This is a genomic window from Methanoregula boonei 6A8, from assembly GCF_000017625.1.
Classification (GTDB): Archaea; Halobacteriota; Methanomicrobia; order Methanomicrobiales; family Methanospirillaceae; genus Methanoregula; species Methanoregula boonei.
Genome location: NC_009712.1, coordinates 1,171,247 through 1,192,263, shown reverse-complemented (window position 1 = coordinate 1,192,263; position 21,017 = coordinate 1,171,247). Strand labels below are relative to the sequence as shown.

Here is a 21,017-nt window from a genome sequence, read left to right as displayed (position 1 = left end):
ACATTTCGGAGGATTAAACCATGAACGTACGTATTGGAAAAGCAAGCGGCGTTGCTCTTATCATGATTGTCATTATGATCATACCTGTTGCAGCTTCGGTGTCATTTACATCCAGTCGTCCGCTCACCCTTGCAAAGGGTGATCATTTCACGATCAATGGAACCGGTGCAGACAACGGGACCGTTGCGATCTGGATCGTCGGGAAAAATTATTTTGCGGTTGATACCGTAAACCCGTCCAGTGATGGCACTTTCTCATATACTCTGGATCCGGCAGTGACCCGAAATTTTTCCAGTGGCCAGTATGCGTTTATCGTCCAGGACCCGGGAGCAAACCGGAAATTTGAGATTGAACCGAATGTTTCCGGAAACGGCTCTATCACGATCATGGATCAAGGAAAAACCTGCGCAGATATCGGGCCCGCAGGAGACTTTACAACCTCGGTTTCATCCAAAGTAGATTCCATTGTATCAGCCTCAAACCGTTCCGGGGTTGACGATTCCTTTGCGCCGTATTTCTTCATTGTTGAAGAGCCCGTAATTGATTTTGATGGTGCAAATGCATCCGTCCTTGAAAACCGGGATTCCGGAACCCCCATTACCTTCAGCGGGACGACAAATGTAGGTACCGAAAATCTTCTCAACGTGGTGATTTTCCATAACATCTCCAACCAGACCATGCAGCCGGTATATTCCACGACCACTGCAGTCCATTCGGGGACAGACTCAAACACGTGGTCCTTTGCTGTCAGTCCCGGGACGTTTCCCACCGGGGATTATTTTGTAACGGTCGGCTGGCAGAAATCCAATATTACGGGTACCGGGACCGCCGAGTTCAGAGTCGTCGGGAGTAACACCACTGGTGCTTCCGGAACACCGGTATTGTTTTTCAGTATTGCAGGTATCCTCGCTATAATCAGTCTTGTCTGGGTGGGAGTTTCCAAGAGGAAAAACAAGTAAGTGATATCTGTGGAGTATTTGTCGCTACGCACGTGGGGAATATCAGATCCAGATCTTTTTTCCCTTTTTAGCCGGACATAACAAATAATGCCACACCGGTGCTGTTGCGTTGGCGGTTGTTGATGAATTTTTCACGTTAAAAGAATGTACAGACAACCGCAGACGCAACAAAACCGACCCTGTTTCTGTCCAAATTTCCCAACTGACGCTCAGGTAATATAAACAAGGTCGTACCGGTGATAAATGAGAAAAACTGCGTATGCCCGTGATATGAAGGTCCGGCCCCCGTGCTACATCAGTTCATGCCTTGCCTGTATCGGCACTGGCAGACGAGACCCAGCCCAGCACTGCATAATACAGGAATGCAACGAAAAAAACCTCAAGGTAAAAAGAGCAGGCCCAGAGAATACTGTACACGTGGGAATCGAATGCGTAGACGACATCCTGAAGATGCAGAATGTTTGCCAGGCCATCAAAAATCCAACCGGAAAGAGGGAATGTAGAGGAATATTGTGGCAGCGGCTGCCCCGCAAGGCTCTCTCCCATGGTCGAGAAAAAGAACAGAGCCACACCCACAAATGACATAAGGGTAAATACCTGCCAGGGGTTTTTTGCACCGATCTTTTCCTCAAAAAGAGGGTAGGGGCCGATCACTGCCAAAGTGGAGAGCAGGAATATCAGGGAAAACGGGATGATGATATTTTCGAGAAGGCCTGCTCCACCGAGATGACCGCTGGAGAAAAGAACGATTACCGGAATGACCGGAAACAGAGGCAGCCAGAATGGAACCGGATCAACGATTTTTCTTAAAACCCGGTAAATGAGGGCGGGAATGATAAGGACGAAAAGAAGGACGAGAACGATAACGGGCAGGGAAGTCCCAAGAAGACCCAGTCCCATGACGATGTAGAGAAATACAACACCCAGTACAACGAGAACAAACGAATTTTTGAGCGCCCATTGGATTCCAGTATATCCCTCTACAACCATGAATATCAACAATCTTTCATTCAGAGCAGATCAGCTGGCATGTACACAGGATATGCCGATACGTAACTTTTCTTGTGTTTTTGTAACGTCTTTAGGGAGTATACATGAATTTTTTACTAATGCTTTATCGAATTCCCCCACAAAGGATTGACAGGTCCTCAAAATATCACGTCACCTGTACCGATCATCAGTTTAGGCTCGTTAAAAATATCCCGGCGCAGGGTTTTATCTTTTGTGTCCCCATTTTCCAACTGGCAGTTGGAATCTCTGGACAGAAACCTTAAACGGCAGGAACCGGAAAAAGTGACATAATAGGAAAAGGATCTTGCGGTAAAAATGATTCCACAAAAATTAGGAGGGGTAGCGGTCGGGATGGTTCTTCTCATAGTTGTGTTATCGGTCGGCTGTCTCGGGTCCGACGGGCAAAAGCCGGACCTGAATAATGCATCCGTGCAACCTTCCCCATCGCTGTCCCCAGTGCAAACGGTGACGGAAACAGTGACGATTCAGCAAAACCTGACTGTGGCCCCAGTGGTTGGGCCCTGTTCGGCAACGTTAGTACCCGGACAAAATGTAACGATAAACGAAACGCAGGATGGTACTACTATCTGTGCAAAGCCGGGCAGTTCACTCACTCTCGAACTGGTAGATGCGTCTAGAACCGGTCATCAGTGGATAATGAATGCGAGTCCCGGTCTTCAGATCACCGATGAGGGTGTAACTTTGTATCATTATTATATGAATGGGACTCCTCTCACAGAAGAAGCGGCTGAAACGTATAACGGACCGGGAATGGAGCGAGGTATAGACCGATGGAATGTGTCTATGACAAATACCGGCGTACAGACAATAAATGCAAATCTCCAGTTCTATATAACAAACGACCCACGCACGGAGAAGACACTTAACTGGACTATTGTTGTCAGTTAGAGCCATAATGACCGCAGCTCAAGGAGCATAAAAGGGAGATCGAATTGTGGTGAAAAAGGAATTCCTGATAGGGATTCTACTCATGGTAGTAATCACAGGTATCCCGATAGCCGGCGCTGAAAATGTAACACCCGTAACAACACCCTTCATCACCATCGATCCTATCGGTAACCATACGATAGACAGTCCTTTCTTTATCAATGGTACGACGAATCTTGCGGCGGGAAATGTCCTCCAGTTGGTGATCGAAACAACGAATTTTAACCCGGGAGGTGCCGGGTCCGGACTGGTTGCCAACGTGACCGTCCAGCCAGGACAGGACAGTGTCAATGTATGGTCGTGCAATGCCACGACCTATCTCTGGGAGACTTTCGGGCCCGGTTGCTGCCAGGTACCCACACCTGATGCAGTTACCCCGGGGGAATATGTCGTGATGGTTACCAGTGCTCAGGCGTATGACCGCGAGCTCTTTTACATGCTGCCGGCTGAATCTCTCCCGACTGGGGCAATTATGTCGTTACCGGTAAGTTCTCCATCCGCAAATTCCGCGGACGATCAGGAAACGCCCTTCCCTGTCTCTACTACGATTTATGTCCCGACAAATCCGACGACCCGGTCATCACCCTTATCCGTGGCAATACCTGTCGTGGTGATTGCGGCAATGGTAATTGTGGGATCCATATGCAGGCGAAACCGACGAATTTAGGAGAATTAGTGTAGCAGCCGGAATATCCCAACAGGTCTGTTGGAACCTTTGGACAGAAACCTTAAACGGCAGGAACCGGAAAAAGTGACATCATAGGAAATGGGTCTTGCGGTGAATATGAATCCACAAAAACCGGGAATGGTAATGGCCGGGATAATTCTCTTCATAATCCTCCTTGTTGCGGGATGCCTCGGCTCAGTTCAGCAAACTCCAACGGCAGTACAATGTACGGAATCATTATTGTCAGGACAAACTATGAGCATCAACGCGACACAGAACGGTGCTGTTATCTGTGCGAAACTGAACAATTCTATAAGAATTGAGCTCTCCGATCCTTCGAGGATGGGCGGGTATTGGACGATGGATGCAAGTCCCGGTCTCCAGGTTATTGATGAAGGGATCATCACATACTATTCTTATCTAAACAGGACGCCCTCGCAGTATCCCATAACCAGCGCACATATAGAGAGGTATACCCACGCGTGGAATGTCACCGTGATCGGTACCGGGGTTCAGACTATAAGCGGATATACCAGTTTCTCCGGGAATACCGCTCCTCACAACAAGTTTGACCTGACGGTAGTTGTCGAGTAATGAGTTACCGGTGATCGTGAGCGGCGACGGAGTCCTGAAAATAGTTGAGCCCTCTCCCGCTGCGAGCGCCCCTCTCGGGCCCTCGCTGGGCGAGTGCGTGCACCCGGGCTTCTCCGCCGCTTACTGGGCCGTACCATCCACTGGTTCACGTGTTCGGATCCCGGTAAGTGCGTAGCGCAAAACCCGACGAGGCATTTTGCGCGTAGGGCATCGCTTCAATTCAGTAATCCGGAAAAAATTTATTGTACGATTTCTCATAGACATTGAAACGATCTTTTTGTTTTTTCTGGCAGAGACAATTTGATCTTTTTCCGTACACTGTGACAGCATCTTATCTCCTCTATTAGGAAAGGGATCCTCACCCCTCCACCCAATTGATCAGACCTACCCTATTCCGGGCCCAAATTGAGCTCGGATGACCCTTTTTTAGATCCCAAAAAGCCCGTATCGGGCTTCTTTTTAAAACAAGCCCAAAATGGCCGTATTTTGTCAAACGGACGAAATATAAAGTTCTCATAAAGGCCATTTCCTGCCCTGATCTCACCCCAAATGGGCTTTCGGTCGATCCTGAAAACAAAGGCCCGTAATGGGCCGTTATTGCCCAATTATGGGCATTATATGGGACTCAAATTGGGCGTATTTTGGCAAACAGAGACCATATAATGCACATTTTTCACATGAACCTAAAAGAAGCGTTTTACGGGCGTATTTTTTGAGTACGAACCGGGGGATTTGATGAGAGAAAACCCGGTACCGGAAGGCGGCATTACTCGTTTGCTGGGGTGTGGGGGTGACAGCCCCCGCGATCCCTCACACACAACCAGAAATCGTCCGGCCCGGTCCGAAGATTTCCGGAAAAGTCTGAAACGCGAACCGGAGATGCCAAAAAATTCCCGGCTCAGCCGCACAAGATTTTCAGAAAAAATCCGGTCCGCGACCCGGCAATTTTCAAACAGATCGACCCCACCCACCCCACCTTCAAAAAAATTGGTCGCCCCCTCCCCCTCACTTCCCGCTCCGCGAAAAAACCGGTCGGTCCGATCAATTTCAAAACAGGTCGGGGCGATCTCTTTTGTTCCAGTACCTTAACCTGATCTTCCACAGGAACTTCTGACGAGACATGATGATCGGTCCGATCATTTTCAAGATCGATCGGTCCGGCCAATTTCAAAATTGATCGGGGCGACCATTCGCCCACAGGGATCAACGGTAGCCACCCTCCCCCCGCTTTGTGCTCCACAAAAAAAATGATCGGACCGATCGATTTCAGAATCAATCGCCCCCACCCCATTGTCTGTAAAATGTGGGGGAACACCCATGATCATTTCCGAAAAAAACTCAACTCAGCCGCTTGAAATTTTCAAAAGCGATCGGATCTGGGATTTAAAGAGTCAAAAATGGTGAGGGATAAGTTTCAGGAAAATCAACATCAGAGAAAAACCGCAACCGCAATGACTGTTGTCCACAGGCCGTTCTTGTCACCCTGTGCCGACTGGCAGACATGCTTGGTCCGGATGATCTTACCGCTTGCCTTATAGGTCTGCTCGCGTTCCTGCCAGGCCGCATTTGCATCGAACTCGATACCAAGTGTGGTCGCAAGCATGGTTGCCGCAAGATCTTCGGCATATTCCCCGGTCCTTTCCTGGGTCTCCCCGAATGCATGGTGCTCGGAGAGGTACCCGTACTCTTCCACATCCTTGGGAAGGGCAAGGCCGACTGCGGCCGAGACCAGCCGGTTTGGCTCGTTTGTCTCGTTCCTCGCCATCACGCAGAACGTAATGCCACCGGACTGGAGTTCACGCAGGCCGGTCCGGGTCGGGATCTGTTTGCAGTTAGGGGGAAAGATACTGGATACGTACACAAGGTTGCATTTTTCAATGCCGGCCTTGCGCAATGCCAGCTCAAATGAAGCCAGCCGATCTTTATGGATTCCCACCCCCTTGGTGAAAAAGATCCTCGATGGAACAAACATAATTTTTATACACCGTGAGGCATTTTTAAATTTTTGGTCAGGATAATCCAAAAACAGGCATTCATTCTTAGCGTATCCGGCGCAATTCACGTTCCGGGCGGGGAACCGGCAACGGGGATGGGCGCAAGGATCCGGAGGAGCTCGTCCATGCGGTCGATCACGAAATCGGCCGCAATATTGTCCCGGGTTTTTGAGAAACGGTCACCGTACCGCGCATACACGGTACGGATCCCGAGCTTGTTGCAGGGCTCGATATCCCGGCGCGGGCTGTCACCGATAAAGAGGGCCTCGTGGGGCCTCGCATCCACGGCTCTCAGGGCCGCAAGGAACGGATCGGGCGCAGGTTTCTTGACGCCGACTTTGTCATACGTCACCATGCAATCAAAAAACCGGGTGAGCCCGCATTTGTCCAGCCGGAGCCGGGCATCGGGATGTTCCGCATCGGTGACAAGGGCCATCGTATAGCCCCGTTCCCGGACTGCTGCAAGGGTCTTTGCGACACCGGGGTAGGGCGTGACATTGCGGAGTTTCTCGCTTGCATAGATCCGGCAGGCCTGCTCGTACATGCCGTTTGTGGGGATCCGGCGCTCCTCCATGTACTGCCGGATATTCTCCGTTGATTCAAAGCCGTGGGAGCCGTTAAGGAAGTACAGGAAAAGATCGTCACCGTCATCGTAACCGAGATGGCGCACTACGCTTTCGCAGGCAGCAATCTGGGCCCCGACCAGATCGAAAAGGGTATTGTCCATGTCAAAGAGGAGCGCACGGGCCGGTCTTGTGCGAATATCCTCCTGAAAAGATTCCTTGCTCACGCACGTACTTTTCCGTGCTGCAAGGCCAAAATAGGATCGATATGGGTAAGGGATCCCCCACCCGCCGTCATGTGCCGTGCACGAATTACTTTTTGTAACCGGGGCTGGTCACATATTTCCGGACCACAAGGGTATGGGCCCGGGGATCGATCTTGTAGGATCCTGGCCGTTCAATAAGATCGAGCGCGTTGATACTCATGTCCTGGAGATCGGAATAATTGAACGATTCATAGAGCCTCTCTCCATTCTCGTCCCAGAAAACCACGATACCGTTTTCCATTTTCCTGCTGCTGACAATATCCTGCATACTACCCGATCAGAAAGGAAAGGTAATGAATATTCCTGCCACCCCGTATACGATTACGGCTGTTCCAGCGGTTGATCTTTTTTCTGCTTTGGTTCTTTTGCGAGCGTCTCTGCAAGTGCGGTTGTGCCGGTAATTGCCCCAAGGTTCATGGATTCAAGCGCGGTCGCCGGTACAAGGACAATGGTAGCATTTCCTGTTTTGAGCCCTTCGTACAGCATGTTCATGGCCCGGAGGTGAAGAGCAGTAGGATTGTTCTCGTAACTTTTTGCAGCCTGCTCGAACTTCTCGGCAATCTGCCGCTCGGAATCCCCAAGGATGACCCGGGCCTGCCGTTCGCGCTCGGCCTGGGCCTGCATGGACATGGCATCCTGGAGAGATCCCGGGATTACGACATCACGGATCTCCACAGAAAGGATCCTGATGCCCCAGCCACTTACCCGGTTCCCGATCATCTTCTGGAGCTCGGCATCGATCGCTTCTCTCCCGGCAAGCATATCCGCAAGGAGAGTTTTGCCGATAACATCCCTGAGCGCAGTCTGCGAGGCAAGTGAGATCGCATCCCGGTAATCCTTGACCTCAAGTGCCGCCTTCTGCACGTCAATAACCTGCCAGAACAATACCGCATCAACATTGACCGGCACCGTGTCTTTTGTTAAGGTCTGTTCTGCATTGAACGAAGTCGTAATGACCCGGAGATCAATCCAGTATGCAACCCGGCTCAGGAACGGGACAATGAGAAAAATCCCCGGCCCCCGGATTCCTACAAATCTCCCCAGGAACAGGACAACCGCCCGCTCCCACTGGTTGGCGATCTTGATCGCCATCGCAAGGAGAACTACCGCAATAATCAGGATCACAATTCCGGCAAACAGGTAAAACGCTGGTATATCCACAATCGGCCACCTTCCCGTACAGATCGGTTATACAGGAGGATATCTGCCGGAGCATATATGCGTGATCGAACGGGCAATGCCTCAACGGCTGGATCAGGCGTGGTACTAAAACCGGATCTTTTGTCGGCCAGAAAAAGCCGGAAACCGGGAATTCATCGGATGGTTAATACTTAAAACCCGGCTATAGAACGCATCCTGCAAAAAAATGGGGAAACTAAAATCCTTTACAAATCAAAAAAGAGAATAGAACGAGGATTACAGGGCTTTCTCGTAACAGATTTGGGCTTCTTCATGCTTGCCCAGTTTGTCAAGTGTCGAGCCGACGTCGTTCCAGATCTCTTTTCTTGACGGATCGATCTCAAGGGCGCGTTTGAACGAGGTCAGGGCTTCCTGGTATTTCTCCTGTTCCTGAAGGGCCCGGCCCTGGTGGATCCAGGCATCCACAAAGTCGGGCTGGAGGGAGATCATGGCCCGGAAGGAGGCTTCGGCCTCCTCAAACTGGCCGAGCGCTTCAAAAGCGCTGCCCCGGGTGAAGTACGCGATCGAGAACGAGGGATCGATTGCCAGGGCCCGGTCATAAGACTCGATCGCAGCCTTATGATCGTTTAAGCCGGCAAGGGACATGCCCCGCCGCGTCCAGCCCACGGCATTCTCCGGGTCGCGGCGGAGGCCCTCGTCATACGCCGCGCAGGCTTCGGTAAACTTGCCAAGATCATAGAGGACATTTCCCTTGCCAAACCAGGAGGTCGCAAGTTCCGGATCCTTCTCGATAGCTTTCTCAAATGCTTCGAGCGCGTCGCGGTACATCCCCAGCTCGGCAAGCGAACTTCCCTTGTGGGAGAATGCGTCGGCACCGTGGGTATCAAGCTCCAGCGCCTTGTCATAGGATTTGATGGCCTCGCGGTACTGATCGATTGCCGCATAGGCAAGACCTCGGTCGCGGTAGAGCTCGGGCCGATCCGGTTTTATTGCAATCGCCCGGTCATATTCCGTGATGGCTGCATCATAACTGCCCTCATCGTACAACGTCCGCGCTTTCCAGTAGTGTGCCTGGAAGCAGGACGGGTTGACCTCGAGGGCGCGGTCGAATGACCGGATCGCCCCGTCCGGGTTCTGGAGGGTAATATACGTCCGTCCTTTCTGGAAGATTGCTTCTGCATACCCGGGATTTGCAGAGAGGGCCTGGTCATACGCTGCAAGCGCCTCCTTGGACCGCTCAAGGTGGAAAAGTGCCCGGCCTTTCTCGTAAAATGCCTCGGGGTAATCGCTCTTTATCCGCAGGGCTGCATCAAAGGCTGCAACAGCCTCCTCGTACTGTCCTTTGCGTGCCAGTGCAGTTCCCTTGTAATAATGCGCCTCGGCAAACTGCCGGTTGATCGCAAGCGCCCGGTTAAAAGCGTCAATGGCGTCATCATCCTGCCTGCGGTTCAGGTGGGCGCGGCCTTTATAGTAAAATGCATCCGCGGATTCCGGCTGGATGGTGAGCACTTTTTCAATCGCCGCAAGCGCTTCACCGGTCCGCTCCAGGTGGATAAGCGCCCGGCCCTTGTTGAGGAGGGCTGTCGCGTAGGACTCGTTTTGTGCAAGGGCGTGGTTGTAGCAGTCCAGCGCCTCCTCAAACTCTTCGAGGTTTGCCTCGGCTATTCCCCGGTAGAGCCATGCCTCGGGATAATCCGACTGCTCGGAGAGGGCCTTGTCAAACGAGGTGATTGCCTCGTGGAACATGGAGACACCGCAGAGGGCCCGGCCCTTGGCGTAGAATGCCCGGGCGCAGGACGGATGCTGGACAAGCGTTGCCTCAAAATTCCTGATTGCATCCTGGTACCGCCCAAGGGAAAGATACGAGAGCCCGGCCTGGTAATAGGCCCGGGAATCTTTCCGGTCAAGGGCGATTGCCTTGGTGTAGCAGGAGATTGCATCCTTATGCCGGTCCAGTGCGGCAAGGGCCATTCCTTTCCCGGTCCAGATGTACGAAAAGTTCGGGCGGAGCCGCAGTGCCTGGTCGAATGCAGAGACCGCATCCCCTGCCCGCTGGAGTTTCAAAAGGGCCATACCCTTGTGGTAGAATGCCTCATCGTGCTTGGGGCGAAGGACGAGCGTACTGTCGTACGCGGAAACGGCTTCGCCGTATTTGCCCATTGCAAAAAGGGTCCGCCCCTTGTAATACCAGGCTTCGGCAAATTCGCCCTGGAGATCGAGCGCCCGGTCAAATGCTGCTATAGCTTCGTCGTACGTATTGAGTGCGTAATAGGACCGGCCCACCAGGTACCAGGCATCTGCATTGGTGGGACCGATCTCAAGCGCTTTTTTGTACGAGGAGATGGCATCATTGAACCTGCCAAGATCAAAGAGCGCCATCCCCCGGTGAAGCCAGCCCTGGACGGAACCGGGATCTGCCTGGATCACGTGATCGAATGCCTCCATCGCATTAGTAAGCTTTCCCGTGGCAGCAAGAGAGACCCCTTTGTGGTAGAAAGCGTCGTTATTGCCGGCATCAAGATCTATGTCCTTATCAAATGCAGTGATTGCCTCATCGTGCCGCCCGAGTTCGGCAAGAGCAAGACCCTTGTGGAAATAGACCCCGGCATAGTTCTTTTCTATGAGCAGGGTCTTGTCAAAGGTCTTGACTGCCTCGCGGAACATCCCGAGGGTGAGCAGTGCCTTTCCTTTGGCAAAGAGCGCATCGGAAAAGACCGGGTCGATCTCCAGGGCCGCATCAAAGGCCTTGACTGCCTCCTCTGGCTGCCCGTTCTCTGCAAGGGAGACACCCCGGTAATAGTGGGTCTTTGCATCGGAAGGCTTCAGGGCAAGGGCTGCAGAATAGCTGGTTACAGCCTCGCTGTACTTCCCCAGGTCGTCAAGCGCCCGGGCCTTCTGGAACAGGGCATCGAAGTGTTCCGGCACCAGGTTAAGGACATGGTCGAATGCAGCAATTGCTTCATCGTAGTGGCGGAGCCGGGCCAGCACGCAGCCCTGCTCATACCAGGCATCCGCATTCTCCGGAGTATACACAAGAAGGCGTTCGAACGATTCGGCAGCTTCGGCATATCTTTCCAGGGCTGCAAGAGATGCAGCCCGGAAGTACAATGCGCCCGGGTGCCGGGGATCGCTGGAAAGGGTTGTATCAAGCGCCTCAACGGCATGCTCGTACTTTGCCGCGTAATAGAGGGCACGGCCCCGTTCGAAGCTTGCCACCGGATCTGCCGGCTCAAGGGCAAGTACCTGATCAAATGAGGCAACCGCCTCATCGTTCCTGTTGAGTGCGGCAAGAGCCCGGCCACGCTCCAGGTACGCACCGGGATCGTCAGGCAAAAGAGAGATGGCGTGATCGAATGCTGCAACTGCGCCTTCGTAATTGCCGGCATGCATCAGTGCTCCGCCTTTTTTCTCCCAGATCTCCGGGAGGTCCGGGCTCAGGGAAAGCGCTGCATCAAACGCCATGTCCGCATCTTCATACCGTTCAAGCGCAAGAAGCGAGAGTCCGCGAAGGTACGCCGGTTCGTAATTATCGGTGAGCTGGGTAAACGCCAGCCGGAAGATCTCCTGTGCCTCATCATGGCGGCCAAGGGCAGCAAGTGCTTTTGCCTTCTCAAAGAGGATCTCGCCGTTGCCGGGCTCTTTTCCAAGGGCAATGTCAAAGAGATGGATTGCATCTTCGAACTGGCCAAGCCTGGCCCATGCCCTGCCATCGGCAAAGAGGAGCGGAAGATTGTGGGGCTCGATCTGCCGGGCCTTCTCGTACGCCTGGACCGCATCGTTATCCCTGCCAAGGCGCTCTGATGCGATACCGCGGTGGTACCAGGCATCGGAATGATCGGGCCGCGCAGCAACCATCCGGTCGTATGCGGTTATCGCATCGGTAAACTTCCCGACACGCTCAAGGGCAAGACCGAGGTAATAAGCTGCGTCCCCAAAGGATGTGTCCAGATCAAGGGCCCGGGTAAACGAGGTAACTGCCTGCTCATCCTCTCCGAGTTCGAGAAGAGCGCGGCCTTTCTCGTACTGGGCTTCGGGTTTTTTGTCATCACGTGCAATTGCTTCAGAGAATGCGGCAACTGCTTCATCGTTTTTACCCGCCCGGGCAAGTGCCACTCCTTTTTCATACCATACCGCGTACCGCCCGGGATCGATGGCAAGTGCATGGTCAAATGCCCCGACAGCATCATCATAATGCCGGAGCCGGGACTGGGCATATCCTTTGGCAAACCAGGCCTCGTAGTGTTTTGCATCAATGCGGAGGGCTGCATCGAACACGGTAATGGCATCTGCAAATTTCTTGAGGTTTGCGAGGGCAAGTCCCTTGTTGAAAAGTGCAGGAACGTTTGCCGGATCAAGGGCAAGAGTGGCATCAAATGCTGCAACCGCTTCCTTGTTTTTGGAAAGACGGGCAAGGGCAAGGCCTTTCTCCAGATATGCGACCGCGAACTCCGGATCTATTGCCGAGGCCATCTCGAATGCCTCGATTGCCTGCCGGTCTCTGCCCAGGCGGGAGAGCGCCGATCCCTTGTCAAAATAGGCGCTTGTGTACTTCGGGTTGAGGGACAGGGCCCGGTCATATGAGGGGATGGATTCTTCATACCTTCCCAGGCCCGCAAGTGCAACTGCCCGGTCGTACCACCCGTTTGCATTGTCGGGTTTGAGTTCGAGCGCTTTTGTGAGCGCTTCGATAGCAGCCCTCAGATCCCCGTTTGAAAGAAGCGCACTCCCTTTCCGGAACCATGCCTGTGCACAACCAGTATCGGAAGTAACCACGCGGTCAAAGCACTGGATTGCTTCGGGGTACCGGTGCAGGCCGGAGAATGCCTTGCCTTTCCGGTACCATGCAGCATTATTCTCCGGTGTGAGGGCCAATGCCCGGTCAAACACTTCGAGTGCATCTTCCAGACGCTCCTGCTCAAGAAGTACGCTTCCCTTAAGCAGCCAGACATCGGCAATGTTGTTTTCCAGGCCAAGGGAGGTTTCAAGAACTGCAAGGGCCTCATCAGGCCGGCCCAGTTTTGCAAGCATCCTTCCCTTCTGGAACAATGCCTCAGCGTTCTGCGGCCCGGATTCAAGAAGTTTATCAAACGCAGAAAGTGCAGGGGAGTACCGGCTCAGCGCTGCATATGCAAGACCGGTGTGGAATAACGCATCGGAAAGGGAGGGATCGTGTTCGAGCGCGTGAGTAAAGGAGCGTATCGCTTTCTCATTCTTACCCAGTGCGAACAGGGCGAGTCCCTTGTGGTAATGTGCCTGTGCATGCCCGGGCACGAACTGGATCGCCGCATCAAATGCCTCGATCGCGCCGTTATAATTTTTCAGCCGGAGAAGGGCAAGCCCTTTCTTAAACGATCCTTCAGGATATGCGGATTCAAGGCTGAGCGCAAGGTCGTACGCATGTATGGCCTCCTCATCGTTTCCAAGAAGTGAAAAAGCCTCGCCTTTAAAGAACGCTGCGTCTGCGGCTTTGGGATCCAGCACCAGGGCCTGGTCGAATGCTGCAACTGCCGCGGCCCCGTCTTTCTGGGCCAGCAGCACGCTGCCTTTGGCAAGCCAGGTAAATGAGTTTTCCGGATCAAGGCCAATGGCCCGGTTGAGCGCATCAAGTGCCACACCGTAATCCCGCATCTCGGCAAGGGCCCGGCCGCGGTAGTACTGGATAACCGCAGTCTCGGGACCGAGAGTCAGGGCACGATCGAAGGCGGATATGGCCTCCGGGTACCTCTCCAGCATAAAGAGGCAAAGTGCGTTCCTGAATGCATAGTCCTGTACTGACGGGGCGAGCTCTGCTGCCCGTTCAAATGCCGGCAGGGACTCTTCGAAGCGCTCCCGTTCAAAGAGCACCAGCCCTTTCTGGTACCAGGCAGTAGCACACTCCCCGTCAATTGTCAGGGCCTGCTCAAAGGATTCCTGCGCCTCATCATGGAGGGACAGGTGCGAATAGGCAATCCCTTTGTAATACCAGGCATCAGCACTCTTTGGCTCTATCCCCAGCAGTTTGTCGAAGATCGCTATGCCTTCCTCCCATTTCCCGTTATGCAGGAGGGATTTGCCCCGGAACCTCAGGCTGAAGGGATCCTTTGGCTCGCGTTTCTGGGCTTTTGCAAAGGATTCTGCAGACTCCTTGAACCGGCCAAGGCGGTACAGGGAGTATCCCTTGCAGGCATAAATGCGTGCATTGTTCCCGTCATATTCAAGAGCCCGGTCAAGCGCAACCACGGCATCCTCGTACCGGGCCAGGCGGGCCAGTGCAGTGCCCATGACAAAATGTGCGATGACATTCTCAGGGTCGAGCGTGATAACACGGTCAAAGAGGGTTACTGCTTCTTCGTACTGCCCCAGATTTGCACGTGACTGGCCTTTCTTGACCAGGGCACCGATGTGGTTTGCATCCAGCGCAAGCGCACGGTCAAACGAGGCAATTGCCTCACTGTATTTCTGGAGCGCGAAGTATGCACAGCCTCTCTCGTAAAGGATCCCGGCATTCTCCTTTCCCAATTCAAGATACCGGTCAAAAAGCCCGATCGCCTCATCGTATTTTTCCAGACGGGCAAGCACAATACCGGCCTGGAAAAGGGCGTCGGGATTCTCCGGGTCAATCCTGAGCGTTTTTGCAAAAGCCGCGATTGCTTTTTCATCCCGGTGCTGCTCGATATATGCAAGACCCAGGTGATAGTAATCGTCTGCGGCCGCCGGATTGACAGATGTCGCTTCCTCAAATGCAGCCGCTGCCTCCCGGTACTTTTTCAGGGATTCAAGCGCGTGTCCTTTTGCAGAGAGGACGATCGCATCTCCCGGGGTTATTGCAAGGGCGCTGTCAAATGCCACAACAGCCTCTTCGTATTTTCCAAGGAGGGCAAGTGCTCTCCCCTTGTGGAAGTATGCCGGGGGATAATCGGACACCAGGCCAAGGACATGATCGAACGCACCTGCGGCTTCTTCGTAACGCTGGAGTTCGACAAGGCAGAGCCCCATCTCAAACCAGGCATGGGTGGTAGTGCTGTCCAGTTCGAGTGAACGTGAGAACGCCGGCACGGCATCGGCGTACCTTTTCAGGGTTTCGAGGGCAACGCCCTTATAATACCAGGCCTCGGCAAAATCCGGCTGGATCCCAAGGGCAATATCTGAAGCCAGGATCGATTCCTCGTCCCTGCCCAGGCTGTGCAGGGCAATGGCCTTGTTAAGCGCCGATTCGGCGCTCCGGGGATCGTACCGGAGTGCATTTTCAAAGGAGGAAATTGCCTCCGGGTACATACCCTGTGCAGCAAGTGCGACACCACGGAGATGATGGGCAGTGGCTTGATCCGGCTTAAGGGAAAGCACCCGGTCAAACGCCGGGATTGCGTCGCCGTACCGCTCGAGTTTCAGCAGCGCAGCCCCGAGATGGTAAACCGCCTGTTCAAGATGGGAATCTATCTGTTCCGCGCGGGCCAGGGACTCGACTGCCTCTTCGTACCTCCCAAGTTCGTACTGCGCAAGGCCGCGGTACAAAAGGGCCTCTGCAGAGTCTGCATTGAACCGGAGCGCGTGATCGCATGCCTCAATAACCTCGGTATAGTCGCCAAGTGAAAACCGGGCCCGGGCCATCTTAATCCAGGCTTCGGCATTATCCGGGTGTTCGGTGAGGATCTTCCCGAACTCCTTGGTTGCGTCGCGGAATCGGGAGATGAAGAGGAGCGCCTCTCCCTTGTGCATACGTGCAGGGATACAATCCGGTTGTGCCTGAAGCGCGGCATCGTATGCAGAGATTGCGTTTTCGTACTGCCCGAGACCGTCAAAAGCCCGGCCTTTCTGGTAGTTGACCCGGGCATTCTTTGGATCTCCGGCAAGTGCGTGATCCAGGGCTTCGACAGATTCCTGGTATCTTCCCAGATTGGAAAGGATCAGACCCCGATACCTCCAGGCCTCAGCAAAATCCGGCTGGATCTCGATAGCCTTAACGGCAGCTGCAAGTGCGTCCTCGTCCTGCCCCAGGTTGTGGAGGGACATGGCCTTATTCAGGGCAGATTCACCACTACCCGGATCGCATTCAAGCGCCCGGTCATATGCATAAATGGAATCCTGGTACAGTCCCTGTGCGGCAAGCGATACACCCTTGAGGTGGTGGGCCGGTGCATACTTCGGAAGGAGCAAAAGAGCTGCATCAAACGCCTGTACCGCTTCGCGGTAGCGTTCCAGTTTCATGAGGGCTGCGCCCCGGTGGAAGAGGGCATAATCAAGATGGGGGTTGCTCTCAAGCGCCTGATCATAGGACAGGAGGGCCTCCTCGTACCTGCCCAGCTCGTACAGGGCAAGACCCTTGTGGTAATGGGCCTCTGGGTAGCTCGATTCCACTTCGAGTGCACGATCATAAGCATCGATCGCTTCGGTATAGCTGCCAGAGTCAAAAAGGGCCCTGCCCTTCTGGTACCAGGCATGGAAATTATGGGGGTTCTCGGCAATGGTCCGGTCAAAGTCGCGGATAGCATCAGCATACCGGCCCAGGTTGTAGAGCGAGATGCCCTTGCGCATCCGCGCTTCAGAATACCGGGGTTTAAGCGCAAGGGTTTTTTCGAATGCAGCAACCGCTTCCTGAAACCGGTTCAGGCCGTCCAGCGCCCGGCCTTTCTGGAAATAGACAAGGGCATTCTCGGGATCGTACACAAGCGCACGGTCAAATGCATCCAGTGCTTCCTGGTACCGCCCCAGTTTGGAGAGGGCAATTCCTTTGAAATAGTAGCCCGGGGCGTTGCTGGTATCTTTTTCCAGGTTCCTCTCAAACGCTTCTATTGCCTCGGGGAAACGCCCGAGCTTGGAAAGCGCCACCCCCCTGCTGTAAAAAACTTCAGTATAGGCCGGCTCGCGTTCGAGCGCCTGGTCAAATGCAGCCAGGGCTTCCTGGTATTTTCCCAGGTCAAGGAGCATCTTTCCCTTGTTGTACCACGCCGGGGCAAAGGTGTCCCGGATCTTTAGTGCAGATTCAAAGGCAGCAAGTGCATCTTTTGGCCTGCCTGATCCGGCAAGTGCAAGGCCCATGTGATAATGGGCTTCGCTGTTGTGCGGATCGATTTCCAGAAGTACTTCAAAGACCTGGAGTGCCTCACCGGCCCGGTTGATCTTTTCGAGAGAAAATCCCTTGTACAGGAACGCAACAGTGCTCCGCTGGTTGAGGGCGATCGCATTATCGAATGCATCAATAGCATCCTGGTACCGTCCCAGATCAAAAAGGGCCCTTCCTCCCTTAATCCATCCCTCTTCCTGATCGGGATCCAGTTTTAAGGCCTCGGCATATGCTTCTGCAGCTTCCGAAGTCTTCCCCAGCGTGCTGAGGGCATCGCCCTTGTGCATCCAGATCCCACCGATACCGGCATTGATATCGAGAGCTTTTGAAAATGCGGTAACCGCTTCAGCGGTTCTTCCCAGATCCTGGAGCAGGACACCCTTGCGGGCCCATGCATCTGCGTTACCCGGGTTGATCTCAAGGACCCGGGTATAGACCGCCAGTGCATCCTGCTTTTTAACCAGGCGTTCGAGCGCGGCTCCTTTCTGCATCCATGCCGAAATCACGTTCGGGTTTAAAGAGAGGATCCGGTCAAACGTCTCTACGGCATCAGCATACCGTTGGAGGACCATGAGGGATTCGCCCCGGCAGACAAGCGCTTCCATCTGCGAGGGATTTGCGGCAAGGCTCCGGTTGAGAGCGGCAACTGCTTCGTCATGGCGTCCGAGCCGGGCAAGGGAAATGCCAAGGTACGTGAACGCATCGGAAAGCGATGTATCCATGCGGATTGCCGTATTAAGCGCGGCGATAGCCTCCTCGTATTGGTGGGACTGCAGGAAGGCAATCCCCTGGTAATAATAGGTGGATGCATTTGACGCATCAAGCAACAGGGCCTCGGAGAACGAGCGGAGGGCATCGTCATACCTATCGCACTCCACCAGTGAAACTCCCATATAATGGTGGGCAAGGGGATTTTTTGGATCGATCTCAAGGGACCGTTCGAATGCAACGATAGCCTCATCGAACCGCTGCCTTCCTGCATACGCGATGCCAAGGTAATAGAGTGCCTGGGCATTCTCCGGTTCGAGCGTGAGCAATCGCTCGAACGTTTTTATTGCATCGTCGTACCTCTCACGCTGTGCAAGCGCTATTCCCTTTTGGTACAGCGTGACCGGGTTATCAGGATCAATCTCCAGTGCCTGGTCGTACGAAATAATGGCTTCCAGCTGTTTTCCGAGATGGGCGAGGGCATTTCCTTTCTGGAAAAATGCCGGGGAGCACCGGCGGTTGATCTCCAGTACCCGCTCAAATGACCGGACCGCCTCTTCAAAACGCTGGAGGGCTGCAAGGGACATGCCCTTGTAGTACCATGCCCGTTCGTCACGGGGGGCATCTTCCAGCGCGCGGTTGAGTGCGGCAATTGCTTCCTCGAACTTTCCGGTAGTTACTAGCGCAATACCCTTGTGGATAAATGCCTGCGTATTTTTCGGAGAAAGTGCAATTACCCGGTCAAAAGCAGCAATCGCATCAGGGAATTTCCCCAGGTTTGCATTGCATGTTCCAAAAGCCAGCCAGGCGTCAATAAGGCCCGGGTCCTGTTCGACTGCCTGCCCGAATGCCTCGGCTGCATCTTTCCACCGGGAAAGTTGCATAAGCGCTACGCCTTTTTCATAGAGTGCGGAAGTATTCTGGGGAGAGAGGGCAAGCACGGCATCGTACGCAGCGGCCGCATCAGCGTACCGTCCCAGTCCGGAGAGCATGGTTCCCCGATGGTACAGGGCAAGCGTATGAGTGGGATCGATCGCTATGGCATGATCGAACGCCTCAAGTGCTTCTTTGCGCATTCCTGTGCGGGAAAAAGCGATCCCCTTGTTGTAGTACGCATTCACGTAATTGGGATAGATCCCGATGGCCTGATCAAATGCCTCAAGGGCGGGACCGAACCGCTCGGCCTTCAGGAGCGCGCTGCCCTTATCGTAATACACCTGTGCGTTATCCGGCTTCAGCGCAATACTCTTATTCAGGGCCTCCAGTGCTTCTTCGAGCCTGCCGGTCCTGACCAGGAGCTGGCCTTTCTGGTGGTATGCCGGGGCATTGCCCGGGTTCTCCGTTAAGGCCCGGTCAAATTCGAGCAGGGCATCTTCGCTGTTACCCAGTTTTGCAAGCGCAAAGCCCTTGTGGTACACAGCATCCGGGTAATCGGGGCGGATCTTCAGTGCACGGTCATACGCAGCAACAGCATCGCTGTAACGTCCCAGGCTTGCCGAGGCAAGACCTATCTGGTAGGCGGCCGATGCGCATCCCGGGTCAATGGCAAGCGTGTGTTCGAATGCACTGATGGCCTCATCCTGCCTGCCAAGACGGGAAAGAACCACCCCCCGGAAATAGGAGGCACCGGCATGATCTCCCTGTGAAGCCAGGATCCGGTCAAACACACTGAGGGATTCATCGTACCGGCTCAGGTGGATACAGGAAACTCCGCGGCTGTACAGGGCATCGGCGTTCTCCGGTTCCGCGGCAAGCGCCCGGTCGAAATCAGCAACTGCTTCACGGTATTTGCCAAGACGCTGGTTGGCTTTGCCCCGGGTATAGTAAATCTTCGTGGTTTGCGGTGAAAGCTCTGCAGCTTTGTCGAGAGCATACGTGGCGTCCTCGTACCGCTCCATATCGAATAATGAGAAGCCCTTGTAAAGCCACGCATCGGGTGCGAGGGGGTCCTGCTCGATAGCGCGATCGAACGCGTCTGCCGCCTCATCAAGCCGCCGGAGCCGGTACAGGGAAATGCCCTGGATCACCCAGATATCCGCGTGCTCCGGCTCAAAAGAGAGAAAGACCCCGGCGGCTTCTGCGGCCTGGGCATACCGCTCCTGCTTTGCGAGGATAAACGCACGGTAGTACCAGACCCATGGATCGGAAGGATCAAGGTCATGCGCCTTCTCGAATGCACCAAGGGCCTCATCGTACCTCCCGATCTCGTACAGGGATATGCCCATGTTGTAGTATGCCTTTGCATATTCAGGAACGATCCCGACAGCTTTCCCGTATGCGGCAATCGCTTCATCATGCCGGCCGAGATCCGCAAGGGCGATTCCCTTGTTATAATAGACCTTTGCATAGGTGGGATCGATGGCAAGTGCATGATCATAGGCAGATATTGCATCGCGGAATCGCCCCAGTTCATAAAGGGATATTCCCTTGAGGATCCACGCCTCCGCGTTATCGAACCGGAGCGCGATAAGCCGGTCGCAGGCATCGAGCGCTTCCTTATTCCTGCCGATCTGCGCAAGTGTCGCTGCCTTGTTGTACCAGGAGTTGATATCAGAGGGGTCGAGCGCGAGTGCGTGATCGTAGGAATCGAGAGCATCCTCGTACCTCCCAAGGTCATACAGGGCAATTCCCTTGAAATAATGGGCCTTTGGCAGCTTGGGAAAGAGGGTGAGGGCCCGGTCAAACATGACCACGGCTTCCTGGTGCCGGCCCAGGTCATAGAGTTCGGTACCCTGCCGCATCAGCGCTTCAGCGTCACTCCTGCTCATGGAAAATTATCTCCCCTCATGTGATTCTCCCAACTTTTCCTCGCGCCTGTGCCGGTACCGGCTTTGTTGCAACACCGTATGTACCAACAGGTGGGGAAATTCGGCATATACCCTTTCCGGTATATATTAGTGTAACCCTATTTATGAATACTATTTTTATAACCACCCAGTAGGTAACTGGTTTAAGCAGATACCAGGCATGTTTGCGGGAACAGGAAACACACCGGAAAACTGCATGTTTTTTCATTCGGGTAATTATTCATTGCAGGGAAATTATGTTGTTTCCCCTTGCAGGTTGCGGCACATTGCCCGGCGCTTTGTTTACGAAGAACGATGAAAAAAATTCACGAGCCGTAACT

General features: G+C 53.8%; 9 protein-coding genes. 3 read left to right on the top strand and 6 right to left on the bottom strand.

The annotated features are described in order from the left end of the window. Positions 1–20 precede the first annotated feature (20 nt). Entirely contained in the window at positions 21–959 is a 939-nt protein-coding gene (locus MBOO_RS06160) for an LPXTG cell wall anchor domain-containing protein (protein ID WP_012106726.1), read from the top strand. Between the two features lie 300 nt (positions 960–1,259). Here MBOO_RS06160 and MBOO_RS06155 read toward each other — a convergent pair whose 3' ends face one another. Continuing rightward, positions 1,260–1,949, bottom strand: a complete 690-nt coding sequence (locus MBOO_RS06155) for a hypothetical protein (RefSeq protein WP_012106725.1) — start codon at positions 1,947–1,949, stop codon at positions 1,260–1,262. A 1,012-nt stretch (positions 1,950–2,961) separates the two neighbouring features. Between MBOO_RS06155 and MBOO_RS06145 the strand changes: the two genes are divergently transcribed. After that, a complete protein-coding gene (locus tag MBOO_RS06145; protein ID WP_012106724.1) occupies positions 2,962–3,585 on the top strand; it encodes a hypothetical protein in 624 nt (207 codons plus the stop codon). Positions 3,586–3,840: 255 nt separating this feature from the next. Next, positions 3,841–4,179, top strand: a complete 339-nt coding sequence (locus MBOO_RS06140) for a protease inhibitor I42 family protein (protein WP_157677613.1) — start codon at positions 3,841–3,843, stop codon at positions 4,177–4,179. A gap of 1,429 nt (positions 4,180–5,608) precedes the next feature. Here MBOO_RS06140 and MBOO_RS06130 read toward each other — a convergent pair. The 5 genes from MBOO_RS06130 to MBOO_RS13645 form a co-directional block, all read right to left on the bottom strand. After that, positions 5,609–6,151: a pyruvoyl-dependent arginine decarboxylase gene (locus MBOO_RS06130; protein ID WP_012106722.1), complete on the bottom strand. Its 543-nt coding sequence runs from the start codon at positions 6,149–6,151 to the stop codon at positions 5,609–5,611. A gap of 86 nt (positions 6,152–6,237) precedes the next feature. Continuing rightward, positions 6,238–6,963: an HAD family hydrolase gene (locus MBOO_RS06125; protein WP_012106721.1), complete on the bottom strand. Its 726-nt coding sequence runs from the start codon at positions 6,961–6,963 to the stop codon at positions 6,238–6,240. An 85-nt stretch (positions 6,964–7,048) separates the two neighbouring features. Next, a complete protein-coding gene (locus MBOO_RS06120) occupies positions 7,049–7,270 on the bottom strand; it encodes a hypothetical protein (protein WP_012106720.1) in 222 nt (73 codons plus the stop codon). A 53-nt stretch (positions 7,271–7,323) separates the two neighbouring features. Continuing rightward, a complete protein-coding gene (locus MBOO_RS06115) occupies positions 7,324–8,163 on the bottom strand; it encodes a slipin family protein (RefSeq protein WP_012106719.1) in 840 nt (279 codons plus the stop codon). Between the two features lie 255 nt (positions 8,164–8,418). Beyond that, positions 8,419–20,658 (bottom strand): tetratricopeptide repeat protein, encoded by a 12,240-nt coding sequence (locus MBOO_RS13645; protein ID WP_012106718.1) that lies wholly within the window; start codon positions 20,656–20,658, stop codon positions 8,419–8,421. Positions 20,659–21,017: the final 359 nt, after the last annotated feature.

What these genes read in the sequence shown, in the direction of transcription:
- MBOO_RS06160 (WP_012106726.1), top strand. Translation starts at nt 21, where the DNA reads ATGAACGTACGTATTGGAAAAGCAAGCGGCGTTGCTCTTATCATGATT.
- MBOO_RS06155 (WP_012106725.1), bottom strand. Translation starts at nt 1,949, where the DNA reads ATGGTTGTAGAGGGATATACTGGAATCCAATGGGCGCTCAAAAATTCG.
- MBOO_RS06145 (WP_012106724.1), top strand. Translation starts at nt 2,962, where the DNA reads ATGGTAGTAATCACAGGTATCCCGATAGCCGGCGCTGAAAATGTAACA.
- MBOO_RS06140 (WP_157677613.1), top strand. Translation starts at nt 3,841, where the DNA reads ATGAGCATCAACGCGACACAGAACGGTGCTGTTATCTGTGCGAAACTG.
- MBOO_RS06130 (WP_012106722.1), bottom strand. Translation starts at nt 6,151, where the DNA reads ATGTTTGTTCCATCGAGGATCTTTTTCACCAAGGGGGTGGGAATCCAT.
- MBOO_RS06120 (WP_012106720.1), bottom strand. Translation starts at nt 7,270, where the DNA reads ATGCAGGATATTGTCAGCAGCAGGAAAATGGAAAACGGTATCGTGGTT.
- MBOO_RS13645 (WP_012106718.1), bottom strand. Translation starts at nt 20,658, where the DNA reads ATGAGCAGGAGTGACGCTGAAGCGCTGATGCGGCAGGGTACCGAACTC.